This window comes from Sphingomonas sp. CFBP9019, assembly GCF_034045155.1.
Classification (GTDB): Bacteria; Pseudomonadota; Alphaproteobacteria; order Sphingomonadales; family Sphingomonadaceae; genus Sphingomonas; species Sphingomonas aerolata.
This window is the reverse complement of the sequence record NZ_JAXCWK010000005.1, coordinates 104,963-130,233: the sequence shown is the minus strand read 5'-3', so window position 1 is coordinate 130,233 and position 25,271 is coordinate 104,963. Positions and strand designations below refer to the sequence as shown.

The 25,271-nt window shown below is 68.2% G+C and carries 22 protein-coding genes; 11 read left to right on the top strand and 11 right to left on the bottom strand.

Translation table 11 applies throughout. The features are described from left to right. Positions 1 to 23 precede the first annotated feature (23 nt). The 5 genes from SOM18_RS15685 to SOM18_RS15665 all read left to right on the top strand — a co-directional run bounded on the left by SOM18_RS15685 (position 24) and on the right by SOM18_RS15665 (position 4,311). Positions 24 to 1,283 carry a multidrug effflux MFS transporter gene (locus tag SOM18_RS15685; RefSeq protein ID WP_031439851.1) on the top strand — a complete coding sequence of 420 codons (1,260 nt, stop codon included), beginning with the start codon at positions 24 to 26 and terminating at the stop codon, positions 1,281 to 1,283. Between the two features lie 72 nt (positions 1,284 to 1,355). After that, positions 1,356 to 1,697 (top strand): hypothetical protein, encoded by a 342-nt coding sequence (locus tag SOM18_RS15680; protein WP_031439852.1) that lies wholly within the window; start codon positions 1,356 to 1,358, stop codon positions 1,695 to 1,697. A 74-nt stretch (positions 1,698 to 1,771) separates the two neighbouring features. Further along, entirely contained in the window at positions 1,772 to 2,392 is a 621-nt protein-coding gene (locus tag SOM18_RS15675) for a hypothetical protein (protein WP_320481953.1), read from the top strand. A 265-nt stretch (positions 2,393 to 2,657) separates the two neighbouring features. Next, a complete protein-coding gene (locus SOM18_RS15670) occupies positions 2,658 to 3,323 on the top strand; it encodes an outer membrane protein (protein ID WP_031394478.1) in 666 nt (221 codons plus the stop codon). Between the two features lie 232 nt (positions 3,324 to 3,555). Beyond that, positions 3,556 to 4,311, top strand: coding sequence for a thermonuclease family protein (locus SOM18_RS15665; protein ID WP_320481952.1), 756 nt, complete (start codon positions 3,556 to 3,558; stop codon positions 4,309 to 4,311). Positions 4,312 to 4,452: 141 nt separating this feature from the next. Here SOM18_RS15665 and SOM18_RS15660 read toward each other — a convergent pair whose 3' ends face one another. The 4 genes from SOM18_RS15660 to SOM18_RS15645 form a co-directional block, all read right to left on the bottom strand. After that, complete coding sequence (locus tag SOM18_RS15660; RefSeq protein WP_052380913.1) at positions 4,453 to 4,878, bottom strand: DUF2442 domain-containing protein; 426 nt, start codon at positions 4,876 to 4,878, stop codon at positions 4,453 to 4,455. Positions 4,879 to 5,553: 675 nt separating this feature from the next. Beyond that, positions 5,554 to 6,609, bottom strand: coding sequence for a ribonucleotide-diphosphate reductase subunit beta (locus tag SOM18_RS15655; protein WP_056409090.1), 1,056 nt, complete (start codon positions 6,607 to 6,609; stop codon positions 5,554 to 5,556). A 36-nt stretch (positions 6,610 to 6,645) separates the two neighbouring features. Then, positions 6,646 to 6,909, bottom strand: a complete 264-nt coding sequence (locus SOM18_RS15650) for a hypothetical protein (protein WP_031396613.1) — start codon at positions 6,907 to 6,909, stop codon at positions 6,646 to 6,648. Then, positions 6,906 to 7,109, bottom strand: a complete 204-nt coding sequence (locus SOM18_RS15645; protein ID WP_031396614.1) for a hypothetical protein — start codon at positions 7,107 to 7,109, stop codon at positions 6,906 to 6,908. The genes SOM18_RS15650 and SOM18_RS15645 overlap by 4 nt, the downstream gene beginning before the upstream one ends. Before the next feature lie 56 nt (positions 7,110 to 7,165). Between SOM18_RS15645 and SOM18_RS15640 the strand changes: the two genes are divergently transcribed. Beyond that, positions 7,166 to 7,414 (top strand): DUF2171 domain-containing protein, encoded by a 249-nt coding sequence (locus SOM18_RS15640; RefSeq protein ID WP_031396615.1) that lies wholly within the window; start codon positions 7,166 to 7,168, stop codon positions 7,412 to 7,414. Between the two features lie 461 nt (positions 7,415 to 7,875). Here the strand turns inward: SOM18_RS15640 and SOM18_RS15635 are convergent, their stop codons facing one another. After that, positions 7,876 to 8,193 carry a hypothetical protein gene (locus tag SOM18_RS15635; RefSeq protein ID WP_236559246.1) on the bottom strand — a complete coding sequence of 106 codons (318 nt, stop codon included), beginning with the start codon at positions 8,191 to 8,193 and terminating at the stop codon, positions 7,876 to 7,878. 57 nt (positions 8,194 to 8,250) lie between these two features. Beyond that, positions 8,251 to 9,639: a Na+/H+ antiporter NhaA gene (gene nhaA, locus SOM18_RS15630; RefSeq protein ID WP_031440578.1), complete on the bottom strand. Its 1,389-nt coding sequence runs from the start codon at positions 9,637 to 9,639 to the stop codon at positions 8,251 to 8,253. Positions 9,640 to 9,815: 176 nt separating this feature from the next. Between nhaA and SOM18_RS15625 the strand changes: the two genes are divergently transcribed. The 5 genes from SOM18_RS15625 to SOM18_RS15605 all read left to right on the top strand — a co-directional run bounded on the left by SOM18_RS15625 (position 9,816) and on the right by SOM18_RS15605 (position 17,630). Then, positions 9,816 to 10,019 (top strand): DUF5818 domain-containing protein, encoded by a 204-nt coding sequence (locus SOM18_RS15625; RefSeq protein ID WP_031440577.1) that lies wholly within the window; start codon positions 9,816 to 9,818, stop codon positions 10,017 to 10,019. Positions 10,020 to 10,104: 85 nt separating this feature from the next. Continuing rightward, positions 10,105 to 11,913, top strand: coding sequence for a DUF885 domain-containing protein (locus tag SOM18_RS15620; RefSeq protein ID WP_320481951.1), 1,809 nt, complete (start codon positions 10,105 to 10,107; stop codon positions 11,911 to 11,913). Between the two features lie 170 nt (positions 11,914 to 12,083). Then, a complete protein-coding gene (locus SOM18_RS15615) occupies positions 12,084 to 13,592 on the top strand; it encodes an ATPase domain-containing protein (RefSeq protein WP_320481950.1) in 1,509 nt (502 codons plus the stop codon). Between the two features lie 13 nt (positions 13,593 to 13,605). Continuing rightward, a complete protein-coding gene (locus tag SOM18_RS15610; protein WP_320481949.1) occupies positions 13,606 to 15,270 on the top strand; it encodes a response regulator in 1,665 nt (554 codons plus the stop codon). 128 nt (positions 15,271 to 15,398) lie between these two features. Further along, a complete protein-coding gene (locus SOM18_RS15605) occupies positions 15,399 to 17,630 on the top strand; it encodes an ATP-binding protein (protein ID WP_320481948.1) in 2,232 nt (743 codons plus the stop codon). Here SOM18_RS15605 and SOM18_RS15600 read toward each other — a convergent pair. From SOM18_RS15600 to SOM18_RS15580, 5 genes are all read right to left on the bottom strand, one after another. After that, positions 17,627 to 18,199 (bottom strand): hypothetical protein, encoded by a 573-nt coding sequence (locus tag SOM18_RS15600; protein ID WP_320481947.1) that lies wholly within the window; start codon positions 18,197 to 18,199, stop codon positions 17,627 to 17,629. The genes SOM18_RS15605 and SOM18_RS15600 overlap by 4 nt on opposite strands. Continuing rightward, on the bottom strand, positions 18,199 to 19,368 hold the full coding sequence (locus tag SOM18_RS15595; protein ID WP_320481946.1) for a M48 family metalloprotease: 1,170 nt from the start codon (positions 19,366 to 19,368) through the stop codon (positions 18,199 to 18,201). Before SOM18_RS15595 ends, SOM18_RS15600 begins: the two co-directional genes overlap by 1 nt. Continuing rightward, positions 19,365 to 20,111: a hypothetical protein gene (locus tag SOM18_RS15590; RefSeq protein WP_320481945.1), complete on the bottom strand. Its 747-nt coding sequence runs from the start codon at positions 20,109 to 20,111 to the stop codon at positions 19,365 to 19,367. The genes SOM18_RS15595 and SOM18_RS15590 overlap by 4 nt, the downstream gene beginning before the upstream one ends. Positions 20,112 to 20,294: 183 nt before the next feature. Next, complete coding sequence (locus tag SOM18_RS15585) at positions 20,295 to 22,181, bottom strand: ribonucleoside-diphosphate reductase subunit alpha (protein WP_409349135.1); 1,887 nt, start codon at positions 22,179 to 22,181, stop codon at positions 20,295 to 20,297. Between the two features lie 407 nt (positions 22,182 to 22,588). After that, a complete protein-coding gene (locus SOM18_RS15580; RefSeq protein ID WP_042466592.1) occupies positions 22,589 to 25,261 on the bottom strand; it encodes an EAL domain-containing protein in 2,673 nt (890 codons plus the stop codon). Positions 25,262 to 25,271 lie beyond the last annotated feature (10 nt).

Genomic DNA, 25,271 nt, shown 5'->3' with positions numbered 1-25,271 from the left:
ATAACGCGGTAGGGCGCCGCATCATGACCGCAGAAACCCCAGTATCCGACGCGCCCGCGATGCGCGGCGCGCCGATCGGCTTTGTCGAGTTCGTGGCGCTGGTCGCAGCCCTCATGTCGCTGACCGCGCTGGGGATCGATTCGATGCTGCCCGCGCTGCCCGCGATCGGCGAGTCGCTGGGGATCGCGAGCGAGAACAGCCGGCAATATATCGTGACCGCGTTCGTCATCGGCTTCGGCGTCGCGCAGCTCGTCCACGGGCCGCTCGCCGACCGGTTCGGACGCCGCACCGTGCTGCTCTGGTCGCTGGGGCTGTACGCGCTCGCCAATGTCGCCTGCGCGCTGGCGGGAAGCTTCACATTGCTGCTGATCGCGCGGGTCGCAGGCGGGGCGGTGATCGCCGCGGCGCGGGTCGCGACGATCGCGCTGGTGCGCGACTGTTATCACGGGCGGGCGATGGCACGGGTGATGTCGATCGCGTTCATGGTGTTCATGATCGTGCCGATCCTGGCGCCGACCTTCGGCTGGAGCGTGCTGCAGTTCGGCGACTGGCGCGCGATCTTCTGGGTGATCGCAGGCCTGACGCTGGTCGTGCTCGCCTGGTTCTGGGTCCGGATGCCCGAGACGCTGGCGCCCGAGAACGTCCTGCCGATCACGCCGGCGCGGATCCTGTCGGACTGGCGGCAGACGCTCAGCGACCGGCTGTCGCTCGGCTATACGCTGGCGGCGACCGCGCTGATGGGGTCGCTGTACGGTTATCTCAACTCGATCCAGCAGATCATGGCGGACGTGTTCGCCAAGCCCGACCTGCTCGCGCTGATCTTCGCGGTCACCTCGGTGACGATGGCGGCGGCCAATCTGATGAATTCGCGGATCGTGATGAAGCTCGGCACGCGGCTGATCAGCCACTGCGCGCTGTCGGGGCTGATCCTGGTGTCGCTGGTGCATCTGGGCGCGATCGAGGCGAACTGGGAATCGCTCACCAGCTTTGCGGTGTTCCAGGCGCTGACGCTTGGCTGTTTCGGGCTGGCGACGTCGAATTTCTCGGCGATGGCGATGGAGAATATGGGGCGGATCGCTGGCACCGCGTCGAGCGTGCAGGGGTTCGTCAGCGTCACCGCGGGCGCGGTGATCGGCGCGGTGATCGGCCAGGCGTTCGACCGGACGACGGTGCCGCTGGTGCTCGGCTTCCTGCTCGCGGGGCTCGCGGCGCTGGCAGTCGTCGCGCTGACGGAACGGGGCCGCCTGTTCCGGCCTGCGATCGTCGTCAAACCGGCGGAGTGACGGAACCGGGCACGCGTGCCCGCCGTTCCTTGACGCGAGACCGCACGACGCGGCCTGAGCAGGAGCGATAGCATGGGCGGACATCAGGTTCCCGGCATGGGCACGGGCGACGACGGGTATGACGAGGACGGCTATGACGAGAGCCAGCGCGCCGAGATCCTCGAGGCGACGCGCAGCGGCCCGGTCGACGGCGCGATCGTCACCGATCTGAGCCCCGATCTGGGCACGGACGACGACGAGGACGAGCCGATCGACGACATCGACATGGATTCGGAAGCGGTCGGCCAGACCGATTCGACCGTGACGATGGACGAGGACGATATGGACGAGGACGATGTCCAGGACGAGCTCGACGATGGCAGCATCGACGATGACGAGCTGGACGATGCCGACGACGTCGCGCTGAAGCCCTGATCCCTGCGATCCCCCGACGCGCGTGCGGCAGCGATTCCCACACGCGCGTCTCCGCTTCGATGTAGGAGGCGCGCGTGCGTATCGTGATCGCAACCGGCGGCGTGATGCCGATCCTTCTGGGATGCGGCCTGGGCGGCTGCTCGGACCCAAAGCAGCAGCAGCTCGACGTGACCGCGGCGGCGGCGCGCGCGCAACAGAACATCGCGCGCTATGCGGCGGACAGCCGCCCCGGCCGGCATCCCGTCGGCACCACCAAGATCGCGGCGGCGGCGCCCGAGACCCTGCCCGAGGCGGCGGCGGCGGTGGTCCGGCGCTATTACCAGCGGATCGCGGCGCATGACTTTGTCGGGGCGCGCGCGCTCTGGTGTCGCGATGGCGAATCCTCGACGCTCGACCGGGCGGGGTTTGCGAACCGCTTCGCGCGCTATGCCCGTTATGACGCGAGCATCGCCGCGCCGGGCAGCGTCGATGCCGGGGCGGGCCAGTTGCACATCTCGGTTCCCGTGCGGGTGTCGGGGACGCTCCGCGACGGTACGCGCTTTGCCGATGACGGGATGGTTCTGCTGCACCGCGTCAATGACGGGATCGAGACCGCGAGCGCCGAGGCGCATCTCTGGCGGATCGAATCCACGTCGGTCGACCCGGTGATCCCGCCGCCGCGCGCGCCCGTCACCAGCGCGCCCAGACGCCATTAAGCCGCTGAAACCCGGGTATCCGTAGCGTCTTGCCGACGCCCGGGAAAAGCCACGAAGCCGCCATGATGGCCGCGGTTTCGCCCCTGTTCGTTCATCGGACCGTCAGAAACCGTTGCCATCTTGCCACAGCCGGCGATTGTTCCCGAAATCGACGAACGGCGGTGCAACATTTTCGTCATCGACCTGTTTGGAGGGCCTGAGTGTCACGCGCCACGGGTTGTCCGGGGCGGCGGGACCCAGAACGAAACAAGAAGGTCATTCGAATATGCGTAAGCTTTCCATCGCAGTCGCCATCGCAGCAGCCGCCCTCGCCGCTCCGGCGTTCGCGCAGGACATGTCGGCTCCTGCCCCCACCGACAACAGCGCAGCGCCCGGCGAAGCCGCTGCACCGGACGGCTCGAAGGCCTTCGGGATCGAGCCGTATTTCGGCGTCATGGGCGGTTGGGAGCAGTTCGACAACGAAGCCGGCCACGGCATCCCGCAGGCGCTGAACGCCAACGGCACGCTGCGTCGCGGCTACAAGCCCTCGGGTTCGCTCGTTCAGGGCGTCCTGGGCGTCAACGTTCCGCTGGGCCCGGTCTTCGTCGGCGCAGAAGGTAACGTGATCAAGGGCATCGATGGCAACATCGACTGGCAGTATGGCGCAGCAGGCCGTTTCGGTTTCCGCGCTGGCGACAGCGGCCTGATCTACGGCAAGGTCGGCTACCAGTGGGTCAACTTCGACCATTTCTCGGGCCTGTCGAACACGGTTCCCAACACGAACCGCGACTATAGCGCGATCACCTACGGCATCGGCGCCGAAGTCGGTCCGCAGAGCATCGGCCTGAAGGGCATCACCGGCAACGCGGGCTTCCGCATCCGCGCCGAGGTCAACACCTTCGGCGACGCGCAGAGCTTCCGCCCGATGCTGGGTATCGTCACGCACTTCTGAGCCTTGGCTTAGGTACGTGAAATCGGGCGGGGTGCGAGCGATCGCACCCCGCCCTTTTTTGTGTCCGGCGCGGATCGGCCGGGCCGCGTGGAGAGGCGTCGGGCGGTGCCATGACGTCCTCCTGATGTTCCCGATGCGTTCTGGCGCATTTCCGACTCGCTTCGCCGCATGTGAGTCGACGGGCGAGTGACATCGACTCGTGGCCGCGTAGGCGCGAAAGGCGATGGAGTATGTGTTTGATTTTATGCGGTTGCTGAGCGGCAATCGCGGGACGGGTGGCGCTCGTCGTCGGAGCGGTCCGGGTCTCGCGCTACAGCTCCGCCTGGTGTTCTACGGTGTGCTGATCGGGCTGATGGTGCCGACTTTGCGCAAGATCGACTGGTCGCCGCTCGTCCCGCCGGGTCTGAAGGTCGAATGGCCGACCGGGTTCGGCGTGACCTGGCCCGCGGGGCAGCTCCACGTGCCGGGCGGCTGGGGGCGGCTGCGCGACACCGCCACCGACGTCGCGCCGTCCGCTACGGGCCTCGGCAGCGCGGCCGCGACCGCGGCGGCTGCGGCGGCGGGCGCGGCGGGCGGGCTGATCGTCGGGGCCGGCTCTGCGGGGTCTGGGGCTGGCGCGGTGGGGGCGGGGAAGGCGGTGTCGGCGCGCTTCACGATCTGTGGCCGGGCCAAGCGGGTCAACTGCATGGTCGATGGCGACACCTTCTGGATGAACCGCACCAAGATCCGCATCGCCGATATCGACACCCCCGAAACGCACCCGCCGCGCTGCAAGGCCGAGGCACGCGCGGGCCAGCGCGCTACGCTGCGGATGCAGGCGCTGCTCAATGCCGGGCCGTTCACGCTGACGCGGATCAAGCGCGACGTCGACAAATATGGGCGCAAGCTGCGGCTGGTGCAGCGCGACGGCCGGTCGCTGGGCGACACGCTGGTCCGCGAGGGTCTCGCGCGGCGTTATGGCGGGGGGAAGCGGTCGCCTTGGTGCTGAGCGGGGCTATGGCCGTCGTAACGTGACGGCACTGGGTCCACGGCGGCGATCACGAAGTCGGGTCAGCCCGTTTGGGTTCCCGCCCTCGCGGAAATGACGACCCTTTCGGGATCAGTCGAGGCGTGCCCCACTGGCCGCCCGTCAGGCAGCGTTGCGGATCAGCAGGTCCTTGGCCGCCAGACGCTGGTGGAGTGCGTCCGCGGACAGTTCGAAGCCGTTCGGCCAGGCGAGCGCGCCGCCTTCGATGAAGGCGCGGGCGAAATAGGCGGGGTCGGCGAGCGGGCGCGTCATGACCGTGACGCGGGCGATAAGGTCGGCCGCGGACCAATGCGCCGCGCTGCCGTCCGAAAAGACGAGATCCAGCGTATCGTCGCCGGCAATTGCGAGGCGCACGAGGTTAATCATCGAGGTCGGCACCGACATTGCCGCGGACATGGGCCACGTCGGCAAGTGCGGCAGCGATCGAGCCGGGTCGCCGTCTTCGAAGACCGCTTCGAGATAGGCGAGCACTGCTGCATCGCTGTCGAGATGCACGGTAGGGCTCCAGCGGGTCGTTTCGATGTCCATCAACGGGTCCTTTCGGATCAGTTGCGCTAAATCACCATACGCTGCTTAAAGTGCATCACTGAGTAAAATCAGGATGCGGTATCAGTGTGACTAGATGTTCTCGCAACTGCTTTGCCAATTCCCACGGTATAGCAATTGTACTTGTGACAGCCCCACTCGGATTGCCATTAATGGTCGACTCCGACCCAAACGCGAGCAGTAAAATGTCGGGATGCGGACTGTAGGCAAAATTTCGACAGTATGTCGCAGTGAGGAACGAATTGTCAGCGAGGCTCTGGAAGCTGCCAGCGGGTGTGCCGCCGGCCTCACCGCCCTTTCCACCCTTAGCTTGAAGGCCAAGCGCATCGATTCGTGTATCTCCCCCATCTTGGCCGCTCGAGCCATGCTGGCCGCCAATTCCGCCCTGCCCGACATTGACCTCCAGAGTGTCTGGTAAATCTTTGGTCTGAAATGTTCCGCTTACGATATCGCCGCCGGATCCTCCGGCGCCGGCGTAATGTCCGTCACCACCTCGGCCGCCAAAACCAAATGATCCGCGGAGATCGTCCCCGCGGACATTCGTGATACGCGATATGGCCTCTTTGTTTTTGCGTCCCTGCCAAATTGCCCACAGGCTAATCGGAATAGCTATCAGCGCTCCGATCCCCTGAAACCAATCGGGCAGGGACGGTGGCGTCACTCCGCAGCAACACCCGCCAGCGAGAACATGTCGCCGCCGTCGGCGAGGTCCTCGTTCGCGGCGGGGCCCTTCTTGGCGGTCTGGCGCTTGTCGAAGCTGTCCCAGACGTCGTTCCACTGGCCCTTGGTCGCGGCCTTCGAATATTCGGTGGCGCGCTGTTCGAAGAAGTTGGCGTGCTCGACGCCGTTGAGCATCGGGGCGAGCCAGGGGAGCGGGTGCTCGTCGATCATGTAGATCGGCTTCAGGCCGAGCTGAGTCATGCGCCAGTCGGCGATGAAGCGGATATACTTCTTGATCTCCTTGGGGGTCATGCCGTTGACCGGACCCATTTCGAAGGCGAGATCGATGAAATTGTCCTCGAGGCGGATCGTCGTCTGGCAGACGTCGGCGATGTCGTCCTTGACCGCCTTGGTCAGGCACTGACGCTCGGCGCAGAAGGTGTGGAACATCTTGATGATGCCCTCGCAGTGCAAGGACTCGTCGCGGATCGACCAGGTGACGATCTGGCCCATGCCCTTCATCTTGTTGAAGCGCGGGAAGTTCATCAGCATCGCGAACGAGGCGAACAGCTGGACGCCCTCGGTGAAGCCGCCGAACATCGCGAGCGTGCGCGCGATATCCTCGTCATTGTCGACGCCGAAGCTCTGCATATAGTCATGCTTGTCCTTCAGCTCAGCATATTCGAGGAAGGCGCCATATTCGCTCTCGGGCATGCCGATCGTGTCGAGCAGATGGCTGTAGGCGGCGATGTGCACCGTCTCCATGTTGCTGAACGCGGCCAGCATCATCTTGATCTCGGTCGGCTTGAACACGCGGCCGTACTTCTCGTGGTAGCAATCCTGCACCTCGACGTCGGCCTGGGTGAAAAAGCGGAAGATCTGCGTCAGCAGGTTGCGCTCGTGATCGCTGAGCTTCTGCGCCCAGTCGCGGCAATCCTCGCCCAGGGGCACTTCCTCGGGAAGCCAGTGGAGCTGCTGCTGGCGCTTCCAGAATTCGAACGCCCAGGGGTATTCGAACGGCTTGTACTGCTTGCGGGCTTCGAGGAGGGACATAGGATACTCCGGGACAAATTTGGGAAATTGAGGAAACTAGAAACGGCTTGAACTGGTGATGACGACGACGAGGAACAGCAGCGACGCGATCGGTGCGGCGATCATCAGCACGCGGCCGCGCTGGCGGATCTTGCCGATGTCGAGCGCGCCGGGGTTCCAGCCGGGCGTCGGACCCCAGAAGGTCTCGCCGCGAAAGTCGCCCGACCAGGGATTATGGTCGAGCCGGCTCCAGTGACGGCCGAGGATCATGTTCGCCGCGCAGATGCCGACGACCGCGAGGATCAGGACGAGCGTGTTCACGATTCGAGCGTCCATTGCCACATCGCGCCCGCCGACAGCGCGAGCACGATCGCGCCCGAGGTGAGCATGATGCCGATCATCCGGAAGGCATAGACCTGCTTGTCGCTGACATCGGGGCTGCGCAGCCGCAACAGCATCGCGACGCCGATGATCCCGAGCAGGGCCGCGACGACAAACATGATGGCGCTGCCATAGGTCATGCGACCAATGCCCGAGACGCGCGTTCTGCACCCGGACCCACCACAGGAGACGCAAAATGGTCGACGCAACCCAGATCAAGGAACACGCTGAAGTCATCGGCGCGGACGGCGTTCATGTCGGTACCGTCGATCATGTCGACGGCGACCGCATCAAGCTGACCAAGAATGATTCGCCGCAGTCGCAGGACGGGCAGGGCGCCAAGCATCACTATATCTCGCTCGGCCTCGTCGCCGAGATCGAGGGTGACAAGGTCCGCCTGAGCGCGACCGGCGCGAACGCGCTGACGTTCGAAGAGAGCGAGTAACCGCGCGGCGCCCTCGCCCGAGCGGAGGGGGCGCGCCGAGTGCACGACAGGGGCGTTCCGGAGCGATCCGGGGCGCCCTTTTCGCGTCGGACGTACGCGGTCTCGCGCTGCTGCACCGGCCACCCGAATCGGGGTGGCGTCGGCCGGTGTCCGCCCGGCGGCAGAGTGCGATTTGCTGCGCATGTCGTCTCCGTCCTAGCTGGGCCCGGCGTCGCCGATGGGCGGCGCTGCGTGACGCCATTTATCTACATGATCGGGCCGGATACCGCTATGCACTTATTTCGATAAGAGCCGCGAATTATCCGACTTGCACCTAGGGATGGTGTGGTCGGGGCCGTTTCGACACCAGATACGGGATCGGGCGTCGGGAGGCGGTCGGGTGGTCGAGACCCCCGTCGGGCCGCGGAATTCCGCGGGTTTCGGGGCCGGACAGGCGCTGTCCGGGCCCCGAAACGACGCGATCAGGCGGCTTCGGGGTCGTCGTCGACCGGGGCCGCGCGACCGGCGGTCGGGAGCAGTGCGGCAAGCGCTGCAATCGCGTCGCCGGTGAAGTGCCGGACCGCGCCCTCGGGGCCGATCTGGAGCGCGTGCTCGGGCGTCAGCGTCGCGGCGCGCTGATGCTCGGGATCGAGCGTGGTCCAGGTGCGGACCGCGGTCTCCAGGCTGGTCACCTCGGCGACGTCGGTGTCGCCGCGGGGCACGTTTTCGAGCGCGGCGCTCATCCGCCAGTCGATGTCGGGCGGCGTCGTGTCGCCCCAATAGGCTTCGGTCATCGTCATACCTCCATCATGCGGGATCCAGATGGAAGCGCCCGGTGGGCGGCGGAGGTTCCGTGGTCAGCCGGCCTCGGTCCGCGCCGCGGCGGTGCGCAACAGGACATAGCCGAGCGCACCCGAGGCGAGCGACGCGGCAAGCACCGCGAGCGACGCCATCTCGGTCCGCTGCGCATCGGGAAAGGCGAGATTGGCGATGAACAGCGAGATGGTGAAGCCGATCCCCGACAGCGCGCCGATCGCGAGCACCATCCGCCAGGTGACCGCGTCGGGCAGTTCGGCAGCGCCCGCCTTGACCGCGAGCCAGGTCGCGGTGACGAAGCCGAGCGGCTTGCCGAACGCGAGGCCTGCGAACACGCCGATCCCGAGCAGCGATCCCGCGGCGTCGGCGAGCAGGTCCGACGAGAAGTGGATCCGCACGGCCGACAGCGCGAACAGCGGCAGGACGACATAGGACACCCAGGGGTTGAGCATCTGGACGAGGCGTTCGGCGGGTTCGTCGGTCGCCTCGGTCATTTCCTGGATATAGCCGAGCTGTTGCTGCGCCTTGCGCTGGATTTCCTCATTGTCCTCGGGGTCGCCCGACTCCGCCTCGTCGACCGCCTGCTTGAAGCGGTCGATCGGGGCCTGGACGCGCTCGGCGAAGCGGCGCTCGGACAGCCGTGACTGGGTTGGCGACAACAGCCCGAGCATCACCCCGGCGATCGTCGCATGGATGCCCGAGGCATAGACGCCCGCCCAGACGATCAGCCCGAGCAGCACATAGGGGATGGGCGAGACGAGCTTCAGCCGCAGCAGCACGAAGATCGCGACATAGGCGACCGCCGCGACGACGAGCATCGGCAGGACCAGGGTGCCGGTATAGGCGACGGCGATGACGAGCAGCCCGCCGACATCGTCGATCGCCGCGAACGCCAGCAGCACCGCGCGGATCGACACGGGCAGCCGGGTCGCGAACATGCCGATGATCGCGAGCGCGAACGCGGTGTCGGAGGTGATGACGGTGCCCCAGCCGCTCGCTGCCTCGGTCCCGTAGTTGAACGCGAGATAGACCGCGACGGGGACGAGGATCCCGCCGATCGCACCGGCAAGCGGGAACATCGCGGTGCGCACGGTCGACAGCGCGCCCTTGGTGAATTCGCGCTTCACCTCCGCGCCGATGATCAGGAAGAACAGCGGCAACAGCGCCTCGTTCACCCAGTCGGCAAGCGGGTGCGCGGCGCGGAAGCTGCCGAGCCGGATTTCGAGCGTGCTGTCCCACATCGTCTGGTAATCATGCGCGATCGGCAGGTTGGTGCAGACCAAAGCGACGATCGTGGCGATGAGCAGCGGCCCGCCGACGACCTGATCGGCGGCGAAGAACGGTGCGAGGCGGTGGAGGAAACCGGCGGCGGCGGGCGAATGATGCGCGCGCGCCGCCAGCTTGCCGGAGAGACGGGGGGTGAGGGCCATGATGTTCCAGGATCGCGTCGGCAGGACGCGCGTGCGGGTATAACGGTGCAGACCGCCTGTCGTATCCCTTGCCGTATCCCTTGGGCCCGTGGGACACTTCTGGCGGCGGACCGACGCCGCCGGGGGTTGCGTCGCGCGTCACCTGCGGTATCGCCGCTGGCAGGAGGCCGCGCGCCATGACGACCATCGGAACCAAGATCGACGAGACGGGGACGCTGATCCGTGACGGTGGTGCGTTTTATCTCCGCCGCGACATGGGCGGGCGCTATGAGCTCGAGCTCCACCGCACGCCGGTCGACCTGGTCGAGAAGCGCGTCCGGCTGGTCGGCACGCTGGTCGGTGACGATCTGGTCAATGCGGACGGCGTCTCGCCCGTCTGAGCGCGTAAGTCCCAGATAGCATGGGGCCCGGGGTGGATCGAGACCGCCCGGATGCTACACCCTCCCCGAATCAGGGGAGTAGTCCATGCATCGTCGTCGGTTTCTAACGAGTGCCGCTGCCGCGTCCGTCATCGGCGCGGTCCCGCTGAAGGGGGCCGCCGCGGCGGGATCGCGCGACGCGGCGCTGCGCACGATGCTCGACCGGTTCTTCTATGCGCGGCTCGACGACTCGCCCGAACAGGCGACGCGGCTGGGGCTCGACACGGGGACGCGCAGCGGCCTGAAGGCGCGGCTCGACGACCAGTCGGCGGCGGGACGTGCGCGCGAACTGGCGCAGGCGACGAAGGAACTCGCCGAGCTGCGCGCGTTCGGGACGAGCGGGCTGTCGAGCGACGCCGCGCTCGATCACGAGATCGTGACCTATCAGCTGACGCGCGCGGTCGCGGGCGCGAAGCGGTTCACCTATGGCAGCAGCCTCGGGCGGTTCGCGCCCTATGTGCTGAGCCAGCTGACCGGGCCGTATCGCGACGTGCCCGATTTCCTCGAATCGCAGACGCGGGTGCGCGATGCGGGCGAGGCGGATGCGTATCTGCAGCGGCTGTCCGCGCTGCCCAAGGCGATCGACGACAGCAGCGAGCAGCAGCGCAGCGACGCGGCGCGCGGCGTGTTCGCGCCCGATTATATCCTCGACACGACGCTGAAGCAGCTGGGCAGCGCGATGGAGGGCGCGGCGGCGCAGAGCGTGATGGTGACGAGTTTCGCCACCAAGCTGAAGGCCGCGGGGCTGCCCGACGACCGCGTCGCGCGCGCGACCGCGATCGTCGAGCGCGACGTCCGCCCCGCGCTCGAGCGACAGCGTGCGCTGGTCGCCGAGCTGCGCGCCAAGGCGGTGCACGATGCGGGGTGCTGGCGGCTGCCCGATGGCGACGCCTATTATGCCGCGGCGGCGGAGGCCGCGACGACGGTGGCGATGAGCGGGGACGAGATCCACCGGCTGGGCCTCGCGCAGGTCGCCGAGATCGGCGCGCGGATCGACGGCATCCTGAAGACGCAGGGGATGACGCAAGGGACCGTCGGCGAGCGGCTGGTGGCGCTCAACAAGCGGCCCGACCAGCTTTATCCCAACACCGATGCGGGCCGTGACGCGCTGCTCGCGCATCTCAACCGGCAGATCGTCGCGATGCAGGCAAGGCTGCCCGAGGCGTTCGCGAGCCTGCCCAAGGCGCCGGTCGAGGTGCGCCGCGTGCCGCCGACGATTCAGGCGGGCGCACCGGGCGGCTATTACCAGAACGCCTCGCTCGACGGGTCGCGACCGGCGATCTACTATATCAACCTGCGCGACACGTTCGACCGGCCCAAATTCGGGCTCGCCACGCTGACGCATCACGAGGCGGTGCCGGGGCATCATCTCCAAGTCAGCCTCGCGCTCGAGAGCGAGCAGATTCCGCTGATCCGCCGGCGCGGCTTCTTCAGCGGCTATTCGGAGGGCTGGGCGCTCTATGCCGAACAGCTCGCCGACGAGATGGGAATGTACGAGGGCGATCCGCTGGGGCAGGTCGGCTATCTCCAGTCGCTGCTGTTCCGCGCGACGCGGCTGGTGGTCGACAGCGGGATGCACGCGAAACGCTGGAGCCGCGAAAAGGCGACCGATTACCTGATCGCGACGACGGGGATCGCGCGCGGCCGCAGCCAGGGCGAGATCGACCGCTACACGGTGTGGCCCGGCCAGGCGTGCAGCTACAAAATCGGCCACACCGTCTGGACCCGCCTGCGCGACGAGGCGAAGACGCGGCCGGGGTACACGCCGAAGGGCTTCCATTCGGTGCTGCTGAAGGGGGCGATGCCGCTCGCGATCCTCGAACGCGTGGTGCGGCGGACGGGGGCGGGGGCTTAGGCCCCCCAGTCCTCCAGCCCGCCGCCCCCCCGCCGACGCGGCCGGACCGCGGTGACTTTTGCAAAAATTCCGCAGCGGAAACTTGTGCGTTGCCGGGGGGTTGTTGGGCCGGGGCTCTCGAACCGGACATGGTCCGGCGCGGCGCCCGGACTGGCCTGGAGAAATGTCGCGTGCGCCAAGAACCGTCATCACCCTCCGACGGGAGCGTCGTATCGACCGGCCTCGACCCGCTGAACTATATCCTCGACGGCGGCTATGCGTATAACCGCGTCCACCTGATCGAGGGCGAGCCGGGGTCGGGCAAGACGACGCTCGGGCTGCAGTTCCTGCTCGCCGGGCGCGATGCGGGCGAGCGGTGCCTGTACATCACGCTGTCGGAAAGCCGCGACGAGCTGCTCCATGTCGCCAGGACGCATGGCTGGGACATGACCGGGGTCGACATCTTCGAACTGGTGCCGCCCGAACTCAGCCTCGATGTCGATCGCGAACAGTCGATCGTCTATTCGTCCGATCTCGAACTCGGCGAGACAGTCAACATGGTGATGGAGGCGGTCAGCAAGGTCGAGCCGACGCGGATCGTGTTCGACAGCCTGTCCGAGATCCGCCTGCTCGCGCAGGGGCCGCTGCGGTTCCGCCGGCAGCTGCTCGCGCTCAAGCATTATTTCGCGCAGCGCGGCTGCACCGCGCTGTTCCTCGACGATCTGACACAGACCGAGGACGATCTCAGCCTGCACAGCCTGGCGCACGGCGTCGTCCGGCTCGAACAGATCGCGCTGCCCTATGGATCCGAGCGGCGGCGGCTGCGCGTCTACAAGATGCGCGCGCGCGCGTTTCGCGGCGGCTTCCACGACTTCGTGATCCGGCGCGGCGGGCTGCAGATCTTTCCGCGGCTGACCGCGGTCGCGCATCCCGATACGGGTTTCGTCGACCGGCTGGCGTCGAGCGGGATCGACGAGCTCGACACGCTGTCGGGCGGCGGGCTGGATTACGGGACGACGACGCTGATCATCGGGCCGTCGGGATCGGGCAAGACGACGCTGTCGCTGCAATATGTCTTCGCCGCACTCGAACGCGGGGAAAAGGCGCTGTTCGTCAGCTTCGACGAGACCGAGCGCGTGTTCATGCGCCGCGCGGCGGGGATGGACCTCGACCTCAGCGACCATGTCGCGGCGGGGCGGCTGTGTTTCCGCCAGGTCGATCCGGGCGAATTGTCGCCGGGCGAGCTGACCGGGATCATCCGCGACCAGGTCGAGCGGGTCGGCGCGACGGTGGTCGTGCTCGATTCGCTGTCGGGTTATCAACTCGCCATGCCCGAGGAGCAGCACATGCTGCTGCAGATGCACGAGGTCGTGACCTATCTGAACCAGCAGGGCGTGCTGGGGCTGCTGGTGCTGACGCAGACCGGGATGATCGGGACGATGCAGTCGCCGGTCGACCTGACCTATCTTGCGGATTCGGTGATGCTGCTCAGGTTCTTCGAGGCGGATGGCGCGATCCGGCGGGTGATGTCGTTCCTGAAACGCCGCATGGGTCCGCATGAGGGGACCTTGCGCGAGTTCCGGATCGACAGCGGCGGGATCCGCGTCGGGCCGCAGCTCACAGGGTTTCGCGGTGTCCTGACCGGGACACCCGAATATGGGGGCAGCGCCGCCCTGCTGACGAACCGTGACGAATCCTGACCGACCGGCGATGATGACCGACGATTTCCTGGTGGTCGCGCCGACCGGCCGCGACGCCGACGTGACCGCGCAGGTGCTGCGCTCCGCCGATATCGCCGCAGTGGCGGATGCCGACGGGACCGCGCTGTTCGCGGCGATCGCGGGGGGCACGCATGCCGGCGCGATCCTGACCGACGACGCGCTGTCGCGGCTCGACCAGGAGCGGCTGCTCGCAGCGATCGCGGCGCAGGCGCCGTGGTCCGACTTTCCGTTCATCCTGCTGAGCAAGCGCGGCGAGCCGCGACGCGGTGCGCGCGAAGTCGAGGCGGTCGCCAACGTCACGCTGCTCGAACGCCCGCTGCATCCTGCGTCGCTGGTCAGCGCAGCGCGCGCGGCGCTGCGCGCGCGGCAACGCCAGCGGCTGGCGGCGCGGCATTTCGAGGACCGCGAAAAGGCGCGTGCCGAACTGCGCGATCTGGCCGACACGCTGGAGGCGAAGGTCGAGGCGCGGACGCGCGAGCTGGCGGCGGCGAACGACCGGCTGACCGCGGAGATCGCCGAGCGCGAGCGGGCCGAGGCGCGGCTGGTCCAGGCGCAGAAGATGGAGGCGATCGGCCAGCTGACCGGGGGCATCGCGCATGATTTCAACAATCTGCTGACCGCAGTGATCGGCTCGCTCGACCTGTTGCTGCGGCGGACCGACGACGAGAAGATCCAGCGGCTGGCGAGCATGGCGTTGCAGGCGGGCGAGCGCGGCGCGACGCTGACCGCGCAGCTCCTGTCCTTTTCGCGGCGCCAGCACCTGTCGCCGGTGCCGGTCGAGCCCAACCAGGTCGTCGCGTCGATGGCGGACCTGCTCGCGCGGTCGATCGGGGCGGCGGTGACGGTCGAGCTCGATCTGGCGGACGATGTCTGGCGGGCGATGGTCGATCCGACGCAGCTCGAGGTCGTGCTGCTCAACCTGGCGATCAACGCGCGCGACGCGATGCCGTCGGGCGGGGTGGTGCGGATCGCGACGCGCAACCTGGCCGCGGTGCCCGACGCGCTGACCGCCGAGCTGAACCCGGGCGCTTATGTTTCGATCGAGGTCGCCGATACCGGTGCGGGGATGACGCCCGCCGTGCTCGCGCGCGCGTTCGAGCCGTTCTTCACCACCAAGGGGCAGGGCAAGGGCACGGGCCTGGGGCTCGCGCAGGTCTACGGCTTTGCCCGCCAGTCGGGCGGCACGGTCCGGATCGTCAGCGCGGAGAACGAGGGGACGGTGATCACCTTGTACCTGCCGCGGACGACCGAGGTCGCCGATCCGGTCGCGATCGAGCGGCTGGCCCAGGCGACCGGGTCGCGGCAGCGGATCCTGGTGGTCGACGACGACAATGACGTCCGCGGGGTCGCGGCGCAGATGATCGAGGAGATCGGCTATCAGGTGGTCGCGGCGGCGAGCGGATCCGAGGCGCTGACCGAATTCGGCCGCGCGTCGTTCGACCTCGTGCTGACCGACGTGGTGATGCCGGGCATGTCGGGCGTCGACCTGGCACGGCGGATCCGCGCAGTAGCCCCCGCCATGCCGTTGCTGTTCGCGAGCGGCTATGCCGATGTCGCGACGTTCGGCGACGAGCTGGCGGCGGAGACGGTGCTGAAGAAGCCCTATCGCATCGGCGAGGTCGCGGCGCGGATCGGCGACGCACTGTCGGCGCAGTAGCGCAGGTGACGGACATTGCAGCGTTTCGCGGTGGCGGTGCGGTGTATAGGATGGGGTTAAGGCCCGTGCGTGTACGGTGATCAGCGACGCAGGATTTCGGACCCGGGGTGGGGGCAAGGTGGGGCAGCGTGACTGAGCGGCATGGATTCCTGGGCGACGGACCGCTCGCGGCGCTGATCGCTGCGTTCGACTGGTCGGCGACCCCGCTCGGCCCGATCGAGGGCTGGCCACCGCATCTGCGGACCGTGGTGTCGATCCTGTTGCGCGCGCCGGTGCCGATGGCGCTGCTGTGGGGCGAGGAGGGAATCCTCATCTACAATGCGCGCTATGCGACGATCGCGCAGGACAAGCATCCCGCGATTCTCGGCATGCCGGTGCGCGAAGCCTGGATGGAGGCGGCGGCTTTCAACGACGGCGTGGTGCGCGCCGGGATGGCCGGCAAGACGCGGAGTTATGCGCGGCAGGAGCTGACGCTGTACCGCCATGGCGAGCCCGAGACGGTGTTCCTCGACCTCAATTATTCGCCCGTGCTCGATGCGGACGGGGTGCCCGCGGGCGTGCTGGCGGTGGTGATCGAGACGACCGACGCGGTGCTCGCCGAGCGCAGCCTGCGCTGGGAGACGCACAGCCTGGAAACGCTGAACGTCACCGGTGCGGCGCTGGTCGCCGAGCTCGAGCTCGAGCCGCTGATCCAGATGGTCACCGATGCGGGGGTCAAGCTGACCGGGGCGGAGTTCGGGGCGTATTTCCACAATCTGATGGACGAGACCGGCGAGCGGCTGCACCTGTTCACGCTGGCCGGGGCGGAGCGCGCGGCGTTCGAGAAGCTCGGGCGGCCGCGCGCGACCGCGGTGTTCGGACCGACCTTCCGCAACGAGGGCGTGATCCGCTCGGACGACATCCGCACCGACCCGCGCTACGGGAAGAGCGCGCCGCATTACGGGATGCCGCGCGGGCATCTGCCGGTGCGCAGCTATCTGTCGGTGCCGGTCACGTCGCGCACCGGGGTGGTGCTGGGCGGGCTGTTGTTCGGCCATTCCGAGCCCGGGCGTTTCGGCGAGCGGCACGAGCGGCTGCTGGTCGGCGTCGCGGCGCAGGCGGCGATCGCGATCGACAATGCGCAGCTGTTCAAGGCGGTGCAGGAGGTCAACGACACGCTCGAACAGCGCGTGGCGGAGCGGACCGCGGAGCTGACCCAGGCGCACGAGGCGCTGCGCCAGGCGCAGAAGATGGAGACGCTGGGCCAGCTGACCGGGGGTATCGCGCATGATTTCAACAATCTGCTGACGGTGATCCGCGGATCGACCGACCTGTTGCGGCGTCCCGACCTGAGCGCGGATCGGCGCGACCGCTATATCACCGCGATCGCCGACACCGCCGACCGCGCGACCAAGCTGACCAACCAGCTGCTCGCCTTTGCCCGGCGATCGTCGCTGACGCCCGAGGTGCTCGACGTGCGCGCCGTCGTCAGCGGGATGACCGACATGCTGGCGACGCTGTCGGGATCGTTCATCGACATCGCGCTGAGCCTGCCCGACACGCCGTGCCTGACGCATGCGGATGCGAGCCAGCTCGAGACCGCGATCGTCAACCTGGCGGTCAATGCGCGCGACGCGATGGCGGGGCGCGGCGCGCTGCGGATCGTGGTCGGGCGCGCGGCGCGGATCCCGGCGGTGCGCGGCCATGTCGCGCGCGACGGCGATTTCGTCACGATCGGCGTGCACGACACGGGCAGCGGGATCGACCCGGCGCATATCGAGCATATCTTCGAGCCGTTCTTCACGTCGAAGGCGATCGGCCACGGCACCGGGCTGGGGCTGTCGCAGGTGTTCGGCTTCGTGAAGCAGTCGGGCGGCGAGGTGATCGTCGAGAGCACGCCCGGCGCGGGCGCGACGTTCACGCTGTATCTGCCGCATGACCCGACGGGCGTGCCGGCGGGGGTCGGCATCGCGGCGGAGGCGCGCGGCGACGGGCCGTCGCTGCGGATCCTGGTGGTCGAGGACAATGCCGCGGTCGGCGACTTCGCGATGTCCGCGCTCGCCGATCTGGGGCACGCGATCGTGTTCGCGCGCGATGCCGAGGAGGCGCTGGCGATCCTGGCGCGGGAGGTGGACGCGTTCGACGTGATGTTCTCCGACGTGGTGATGCCGGGGATGAACGGCGTCGCGCTGGCGCAATATGTCCGCCGGGACTTTCCCGCGATGCGTGTGCTTCTGACCAGCGGCTATAGCGACGTGATCTCGAAGGACGGCGCGCAGGGTTTTGCGCTGTTGCACAAACCCTATTCGATGGCGGAGCTCGCGCGGGCGCTGCATGCGGTGATGGAGGCGGACCGGCCGCTGGCGGCGGGCGCGTTCTAGAGCGCGGCGCTGTCGGTGAGGCGGTGGACGTCGCCGAGCAGCCGGTCGAAATAGTCGGTGCGCGGCGCGTCGAAGGTGACGATGTAGAGCAGCCCGGCGACGATCGCCGCACGCGCCTCGCCCCGGCGGGGCAGGTCGTCGGCGTCGACATAGGCATAGCCGAAGCGGATCCCGGCATGGCCGAGAAACGGGTCGGGCGCCGCGGTGGTGAGCGTGAAATCCGCAATCCCGCCCGCGCTGCGATAGGTCGATTCGAGCAGTTCGGGGATTTCGGCGAGCAGCATCGCGTCGCTGTACCGGGGCAGCGTCCTGCGGCGCCGGGGTTCGCGCAGCAGCGGCTCGCCGGGTGCGATCCCGCCGAACCAGGTGACCGCGTTGAGCCGTTCGCCGTCGAGCGTCCAGACCTCCGCCTTGCGGCCCGGTCGGGCGGAGAGCTGGTTCCAGTCGCGCGGCGGGGTGACGGTCATCGTGCGGGCGACGCGGACCGGCTTGCCGTGCGCGCGATAGGCGTTGGCGTCGGCGGGCGCGGGCAGGAGCATGAGGAGGGCGGGGAGCAGCGGGCAGCGCATCAGCGGTCCTCCGGGCGGGCGATCAGGGCGGCGATCATGCCCGCATCGCCGGCGGCGGGGTCGAGCGCGAGATAGCGGCGTAGTGCGGCCTGTCCCTCCGCAAGGCGACCGGTCCGGATCAGCGCCAGCCCCAGCCCGCGCTGTGCGGCGGCGAGGCTAGGGTCGAGCGCGGTGGCTTGCGCGTAGAAGTGCGCGGCGTTGACGAGGTCGCGGGGGTTGCCGCGGGCGCGGTACAGGTCGCCGCGCGCGCGCCAGAGCGCTGCAGTCCAGCCGCGCGCGGCACAGGCGGCGATCAGATAGGCGCTGGCGCCGAAATCGTTGAGCTTGATCTGGTCGTCGAGGAACAGCGGCAGCCAGGGCGCGAGCGCGTCGGCATGACGGTCGGCGCCGTCGTCGCGGTCCGCCGCGTCGGGCAAAGCGAGCGTGGTCAGCGTGGCGGCGCGTTCGGCCTCGGGCGGATGCGAGGCGTAGAAGCCGATGCGGTCGAGCCGCGGGCGGTGCGCGCCGCGCGCGACCGCGGAGGCCCCGGCCTCGGCGATCGCGCTCTGCCACAGCTGCGCGGCGGCCTGCGGGCGGAGGCGGCTGGCGTTGAGATAGCCGATTCCGAGCCGGTCGGCCTCGCGCTCCTGATCGCGCGAGAAGCGATAGAGTGCGCCATAGACCGATCGGCCGAGCGTGGCGAAGCGGCGGCGCACATCGGCATCGGGGGCCATTGCGGCGAGCACCGCGCCCCAGCCGAGCAGGTCGGATCCGGTGCGCTGCGCCCGGAACTGTGCAAGCGTGTGGCGGCGTTCGAAATGGCCGAATTCATGCCCGAGCACCGCGCCGAGCTCCGCCTCGCTGCGGGCGCGGAGCAGCAGCCCGCTGAACACGCGCATCGTCCCGTTCGCCGCCATGCTCGCGTTGAACAAAGGCACGCGCAGGACATAGACGCGCACGCCAGCGCATCGCGCCGCGCCGACCGTGTCGCAGAGCGCGCGGCGGACATAGGCGTCGAGCGCGGCGTCGCGGATCAGCAGCGGCGACGACGCGAGTTGGCGCTCATCCTCGTCCGCCTCGGCCCAGGCGCCGATCTCGTCGACGCCGCGCGGCTGATAGGCGCCCGTATAAGGCGGCGGGACGGGCGCGGTGGCGGCGAGCAGGGCGAAGGCGAGTGCGGTGACGGTCATCGGGGGGCGGGGGTGCTGCCGGGGAAATCGGCGAGCAGCTGCTGGACGCGGCGGGCGGCGCCTTCCGGGGTGCGCAGGTCGCCGCCCATCGCGCGGTCGGCGTTGAGCCAGAGCAGGTCGCCCGTCCGCAGATCGACCAGCCCGGCATAGCCCGCATGTTCGCCCGCGCGGAGCGGGATGCCGGGCCCCAGCATCGCGACGATCTGCAGCAGCTTGCGCCCGGTCGAGCCATAGGCGTCGCTGGTGCTGAGGAAGAGCGCGTAATCGGCGTCGCGCGCGCCCGGCAGCCGGGCGATGCCCGGGCCGAGCGTCCAGTCGAACCGTCCGGCCTGCGTCGCCAGCTTCTTGGTCGGCAGCCGGTCGCCGGCGAAGAACTGATAGCGGATCACCGATTGCGAGACCGCGGCGAACAGCGCGGCATAGTCCGCCACGAGCCGCGCCGCATCGCCGTCCGCTACGGGCGCGGGGATCACACGGTTGCCGAGCGCCTGTTGCTGCGCGGCGAGTGCGGTTTCGATGTTGCGGCGGGCCTGGTCGGTCCAGTCGCCATTGGGTTCGAACATCCCGCCGGTCGAGCGTGCGCCGACGCGGATGCTCGGGCGGATCAGGAGGATGGTCCTGCCGCTGCCGGGGGGCAGCGTGAAGCCGGTCTTCTGCGCGCTTCTCTGGCGGGCGGCGGCGGGTGGCGCGGGCGTGAGGGCCAGCAGCATGATCGCCAGACGCGTCGCGAGCCTTGTCCCCATCGACGCCCCCCAGCGCGCTGTCCCGGCGACCGGGCTAGGCCGCGCGCACGGGGGCGACAAGCCGCAGACCGGCCCGCTTTGGACCTAGGCGGACGTACCCACGAAAAAGCCTGTCGCGCGGGGAGCGCGACAGGCTGTTCGATCAGGCGGCGGGCGGGCTCGCCACGGTGATGGGTCGGGGGCTTACTGGCAGGCGAGGCACTCGTCATAATCCTTCGATTCCACGTCGATCTGACGCAGGTCGATGGTGTTGTCCGCCTCGACCCCGCCCGCAAAGCCGGCGCGCTGCACCGACTTCGAGCGGAGATAGTAGAGCGACTTGATGCCGAGCTCCCAGGCGCGGAAGTGGAGCATCAGCAGGTCCCACTTTTCCACGTCGGCGGGGATGAACAGGTTCAGCGACTGCGCCTGGTCGATGTACGGCGTGCGGTCCGCGGCGAGTTCGAGCAGCCAGCGCTGGTCGATCTCGAAGCTGGTCTTGTAGCAGTCCTTTTCCTCGGTCGAGAGGAAGTCGAGATGCTGGACCGAACCGCCCTGTTCGAGGATCGAGTTCCAAACCGCGTCCGAGTTCTTCGACTTCTCGGCGAGCATCTTCTCGAGATACGGGTTCTTGATCGAGAAGCTGCCCGAGAGCGTCTTGTGCGTGTAGATGTTCGCCGGGATCGGCTCGATGCACGCGCTGGTGCCGCCGCAGATGATGCTGATCGACGCGGTCGGCGCGATTGCCATCTTGCAGCTGAACCGCTCCATCGCGCCGACATCGGCGGCGTCGGGGCAGGGCCCGCGCTCGATCGCGAGCTGCATCGAGGCTTCGTTGGCCTGCGCGTTGATGTGCTTGAACATCCGCAGGTTCCACGACTTGGCCATCGCGCCCTCGAACGGGATGCCGCGCGCCTGGAGGAAGCTGTGGAAGCCCATGACGCCGAGGCCGACCGAACGCTCGCGGCCCGCCGAATAGGCGGCGCGTTCCATGCCGGGCTCGTGGCGGTCGATATAGTCCTGCAGCACGTTGTCGAGGAAGCGCATCACGTCCTCGATCAGGCCCTTCTCGTCCTTCCACTGATCCCAGGTTTCGAGGTTCAGCGACGACAGGCAGCAGACCGCGGTCCGCTCGTTGCCGAGGTGATCCTTGCCGGTCGGCAGCGTGATTTCCGAGCACAGGTTCGAGGTCGAAACCTTGAGGCCCAGTTCGCGGTGATGCTTCGGCATCGCCTTGTTCACGTGATCGGCAAAGACGATGTAGGGCTCGCCGGTCTGGAGACGCGTCTCGACAAGCTTCTGGAACAGCGAGCGCGCGTCGACGGTGGCGCGGATCGCCTGGTCCTTCGGGCTGCGCAGATGCCATTCCTCGCCGTTGCGCACCGCCTCCATGAAGGCGTCGGTGATCAGCACGCCGTGGTGGAGGTTCAGCGCCTTGCGGTTGAAGTCGCCCGAGGGTTTGCGGATCTCGAGGAATTCCTCGATCTCGGGATGCGAGACGTCGAGGTACACGGCCGCCGAGCCGCGGCGCAGCGAGCCCTGCGAGATGGCGAGGGTGAGCGAATCCATGACGCGGACGAACGGGATGATGCCGCTGGTCTTGCCGTTGAGGCCGACCGGCTCGCCGATGCCGCGGACATTGCCCCAATAGGTGCCGATGCCGCCGCCGCGCGAGGCGAGCCAGACATTCTCGTTCCAGGTGTCGACGATGCCGCCGAGGCTGTCGGGGACCGAGTTGAGATAGCAGGAGATCGGCAGGCCGCGGCCGGTGCCGCCGTTCGAGAGAACGGGGGTGGCGGGCATGAACCAGAGCTTCGAGATCGCGTCGTAGAGACGCTGCGCATGGCCGGCGTCATCGGCGTACGCAGACGCGACGCGGACGAACAGGTCCTGATAGCTCTCGCCCGGGAGCAGATAGCGGTCCTTGAGCGTCTCCTTGCCGAATTCGGTCAGCAGCGCGTCGCGGCTGTGATCGACCTCGACCGGGTAGATCTGCGCGCGCACGGAATGGCTGTCCTGCGCCTGGCGCGGTGCCTTGGGGGCCTCTGCTGCGGGCGTGTCGAGGGTCTGTTCGATGGTGTCGGTCGTCATGTCGCTATCCCGGCTGCTGTCTCTGAAATCCAAAAGACCGCTCCTAAAATTCTGTAATCGTTCGAATCGGGAGCATATCCCATGCTATCATCGGGCAGATCAAAAGCAGAACAAAAACTGATCGGCAGCGCGTGGTCACGCCTGTCGACAATCAGGGTGGCAGCCCGAGGGGCGCACCATGTTCTACCAGAGATAGGGCCTGCCGCTGTAAGTAGCCCCCAGATACTGTGCCAATCCCGCAGCGGGTGCAAGCCGCTAGTTGGCCCGTTGCGGCCCTGCCCGGGGTCGATGGGGGTATCGCGAGGCGGCGGCGGCGGCGCGACGCGTGGATCTGCGCCGGGTTCGCGATACGCAAGCGGATTTCGCGCCTTTCGAAATATTTTCGAGCGAGCCGCGCGCGCCCGCGGTCAGCCCGCGCGGCGCATCCCGCGGACCAGCGGCGGGGGGCCGAGCCGTTCGATATCGACCGGATGGTCGAAGGCGAGCCCGGCGCGGCCGTCGCGCAGCCAGCGAATCTGCGCGCCGATCATCTGGCCGTCGACGAGCTCGATCGAGACCCCGGCGCCGGTCGGATCGCCGCGGACCATCAGCCCCTCGACCATCGCGCCGCTGGTCGAGATGTCGCGGACGCGGACATCGACGAGCGTATCCTCGACCAGCAGCCGCGCCGAGCGCAGCATCCGCACGCGCGGCGCACGGCTGGTCTTGAACCCGGCGGCGGTCGCCACCCCCGCGGCGGTGGAAAGCTGTTCCATCACCACCTCGTTGAGGACCGGGCGGCCATAGACATAGCCCTGGATATGGCTGCAGCCGAGATCGCGGACCAGCGCGATCTCGTCCTGCAGCTCGACGCCTTCCGCGGTCGTCTCCATGCCGAGCGTGTCGGCGAGCATGACGATCGCCTTGATGATCGCGGCATTGCGGTTGCCGGGCTCGGCCGCGCCCTTCACGAACGACTGGTCGATCTTGATCTTGTCGAACGGCGCGGTGCGTAGATAGCCGAGCGACGAATAGCCGGTGCCGAAATCGTCGAGCGCAAGCCGGACGCCGATTCCTTTCAGCGCCTTGAACATCTGGTCGGACGATGCGCTCTCGTCGAGGAAGACGCCCTCGGTGATCTCGAGCTCGAGCCGGTTGGCGGGCAGCCCGGACTGGGCGAGCGCGCTGGTGACGAGGGCGGGGAGCGCGGGGTTGGCGAACTGGATCGGCGAGACGTTGACCGCAACGCGGACATCGGCGGGCCAGCGCGCGGCGGCGTTGCACGCGGTGCGCAGGACCCAGGTGCCGATCGCCTCGATCAGCCCGCATTCCTCGGCGATCGGGATGAAGTCGGCGGGCGACACGGGGCCGCGCGTCGGGTGGTTCCAGCGGATCAGCGCCTCATAGCCGACGATCCGCGTCGATTTCGTGCTGACGACGGGCTGGTAGCAGAGGTGGAACGCGCCCTCGGTGACCGCGATGCGCAGATCGTCCTCGAGCTGCTTGCGCGATTTCGCCCCCGCCAGCATGTCGTCCGAATAGAAGCGGTGGACGCCGCGGCCATCGGCCTTGGCCGCATAGAGCGCGAGATCGGCATTGCGGATCAGCGTCTCCGAATCCTTGCCGTGCTGCGGCGTGATCGCGATGCCGATCGAACAGCCGATCGAGACCGACGCACCGCTGATGAAATAGGGTTGCGACAGCGCGAGGATGAGCTCGCGCGACAGGGTGCTGAGCGTGTCGCGGTTGTCGACGCCGGGCAGGACGACCTGGAATTCGTCGCCGCCGAGCCGGCCGACCAGCCCTGCGTCACCGACGACGCGCGTGAGGCGCTGCGCGACCTGTTTGAGCAGCAGGTCGCCCGCCTGGTGGCCGAGCGTGTCGTTGACCGCCTTGAACCGGTCGAGATCCATCAGGAACAGCGCGGTCGGGCGGTAGGGCCCGGCCTGCTGCGCAAGCGTCTTGTCGAGCGACAGCCGCATCCGCTGGCGGTTGGCGAGCCCGGTCAGCCCGTCGAACAGCGCGAGGCGGTTGATCTCGGCATCGGCCTTGCGCTTTTCGGTGAGGTCGAAGCCGGTACCGATAAAGCCCTGGAAGCGGCCGATCTCGTCGATCACCGGTCGGCCCGACATCGACCACCAGCGCTCGGGCGCGGGGTCGGCGGCGGCGCAGACGGAATAGTCCGAGAAGGAGGTGCGCGACGACAAATGGAAGGCGAGCGTGCGTTCGGTGCCCGGCGCCTCGCTGTCCATGCGGAACAGGTCGGTGAGGATGCAGCCGACCAGCCCGGACGACGGGTCGCACCCCTCCTCCGGATCCGAGGGCGGGGGGAGCGCGTGCGCCATCTTGGGCGAAATATAGGTGATGCGGCCGCGCCGGTCGGCTTCCCAGAACCAGCCGGGGCCGTAATTCTCGAACTCCGCCATCAGCTTCATCGCGAGCCGGCCCTCGCTCGACTGGTCGGCATGATCGAGCGCGAGCGCATAGTCGATCCGCGCCATCCGGTAGGCGACCGCGGCAAATCCGGCAAAGGCGGCGATCGCGACGACCGGCGCGATCCCCACGCCCGACAGCAAGGTCAGCATCAGCGCCAGGCCGATGCCGAACCCCAGGGTCGCGGCGCGCACGGCGTAAAGCGTGATCGCGGTGACGCTGATCGCGCCGACGATCGCGACCAGCCCGGCGAGCTCGATCGGCCCGCCCGGCAGCTCGACGGTGACCCAGAGCAAGGACAGGAGCACGGCGGAGAGCCCGGCGGCGCAGGTCGCTAGCACCGCGTTGCGGCGATGGATCGGCCATTCGCGCAGCGTCCTGCTGCGCACCGTTGCAAAGGCCGCGCCGGACAGCAGCGCGATCACCCCCGCATGCACCGCCACTGCGGCGATCAGCGCCGGCCGCGCCGCCAGCGAGACGCCGAAGACGATCGCCGCGGCGACCAGATGCGCAATCAGCGCGACCGGCCAGACCGCGCCGACCTTGGCGAGGCGGACATGCTGCGCGGCGCTCCACGCATCCTCGTCGCTTTCGACGAGCCCGAACAGGATGAGGCTCGTGGCGTCGGGATGATCGCGGAGGGGAATGGCGGGGGAGCGCGAGAACATTGCGCAAGCG

Excerpts from the sequence above, each read along its gene's own strand:
- SOM18_RS15640 (WP_031396615.1), top strand. The coding sequence starts at position 7,166 with ATGGTCGACGCAACCCAGATCAAGGAACACGCTGAAGTCATCGGCGCG.
- SOM18_RS15635 (WP_236559246.1), bottom strand. The coding sequence starts at position 8,193 with ATGACGATGACCGAAGCCTATTGGGGCGACACGACGCCGCCCGACATC.
- SOM18_RS15625 (WP_031440577.1), top strand. The coding sequence starts at position 9,816 with ATGACGACCATCGGAACCAAGATCGACGAGACGGGGACGCTGATCCGT.
- SOM18_RS15670 (WP_031394478.1), top strand. The coding sequence starts at position 2,658 with ATGCGTAAGCTTTCCATCGCAGTCGCCATCGCAGCAGCCGCCCTCGCC.
- SOM18_RS15685 (WP_031439851.1), top strand. The coding sequence starts at position 24 with ATGACCGCAGAAACCCCAGTATCCGACGCGCCCGCGATGCGCGGCGCG.
- SOM18_RS15590 (WP_320481945.1), bottom strand. The coding sequence starts at position 20,111 with ATGGGGACAAGGCTCGCGACGCGTCTGGCGATCATGCTGCTGGCCCTC.
- SOM18_RS15600 (WP_320481947.1), bottom strand. The coding sequence starts at position 18,199 with ATGCGCTGCCCGCTGCTCCCCGCCCTCCTCATGCTCCTGCCCGCGCCC.
- SOM18_RS15595 (WP_320481946.1), bottom strand. The coding sequence starts at position 19,368 with ATGACCGTCACCGCACTCGCCTTCGCCCTGCTCGCCGCCACCGCGCCC.
- SOM18_RS15660 (WP_052380913.1), bottom strand. The coding sequence starts at position 4,878 with ATGGACATCGAAACGACCCGCTGGAGCCCTACCGTGCATCTCGACAGC.
- SOM18_RS15580 (WP_042466592.1), bottom strand. The coding sequence starts at position 25,261 with ATGTTCTCGCGCTCCCCCGCCATTCCCCTCCGCGATCATCCCGACGCC.
- SOM18_RS15645 (WP_031396614.1), bottom strand. The coding sequence starts at position 7,109 with ATGACCTATGGCAGCGCCATCATGTTTGTCGTCGCGGCCCTGCTCGGG.
- SOM18_RS15610 (WP_320481949.1), top strand. The coding sequence starts at position 13,606 with ATGACCGACGATTTCCTGGTGGTCGCGCCGACCGGCCGCGACGCCGAC.
- SOM18_RS15680 (WP_031439852.1), top strand. The coding sequence starts at position 1,356 with ATGGGCGGACATCAGGTTCCCGGCATGGGCACGGGCGACGACGGGTAT.
- SOM18_RS15620 (WP_320481951.1), top strand. The coding sequence starts at position 10,105 with ATGCATCGTCGTCGGTTTCTAACGAGTGCCGCTGCCGCGTCCGTCATC.
- nhaA (WP_031440578.1), bottom strand. The coding sequence starts at position 9,639 with ATGGCCCTCACCCCCCGTCTCTCCGGCAAGCTGGCGGCGCGCGCGCAT.
- SOM18_RS15585 (WP_409349135.1), bottom strand. The coding sequence starts at position 22,181 with ATGACGACCGACACCATCGAACAGACCCTCGACACGCCCGCAGCAGAG.
- SOM18_RS15655 (WP_056409090.1), bottom strand. The coding sequence starts at position 6,609 with ATGTCCCTCCTCGAAGCCCGCAAGCAGTACAAGCCGTTCGAATACCCC.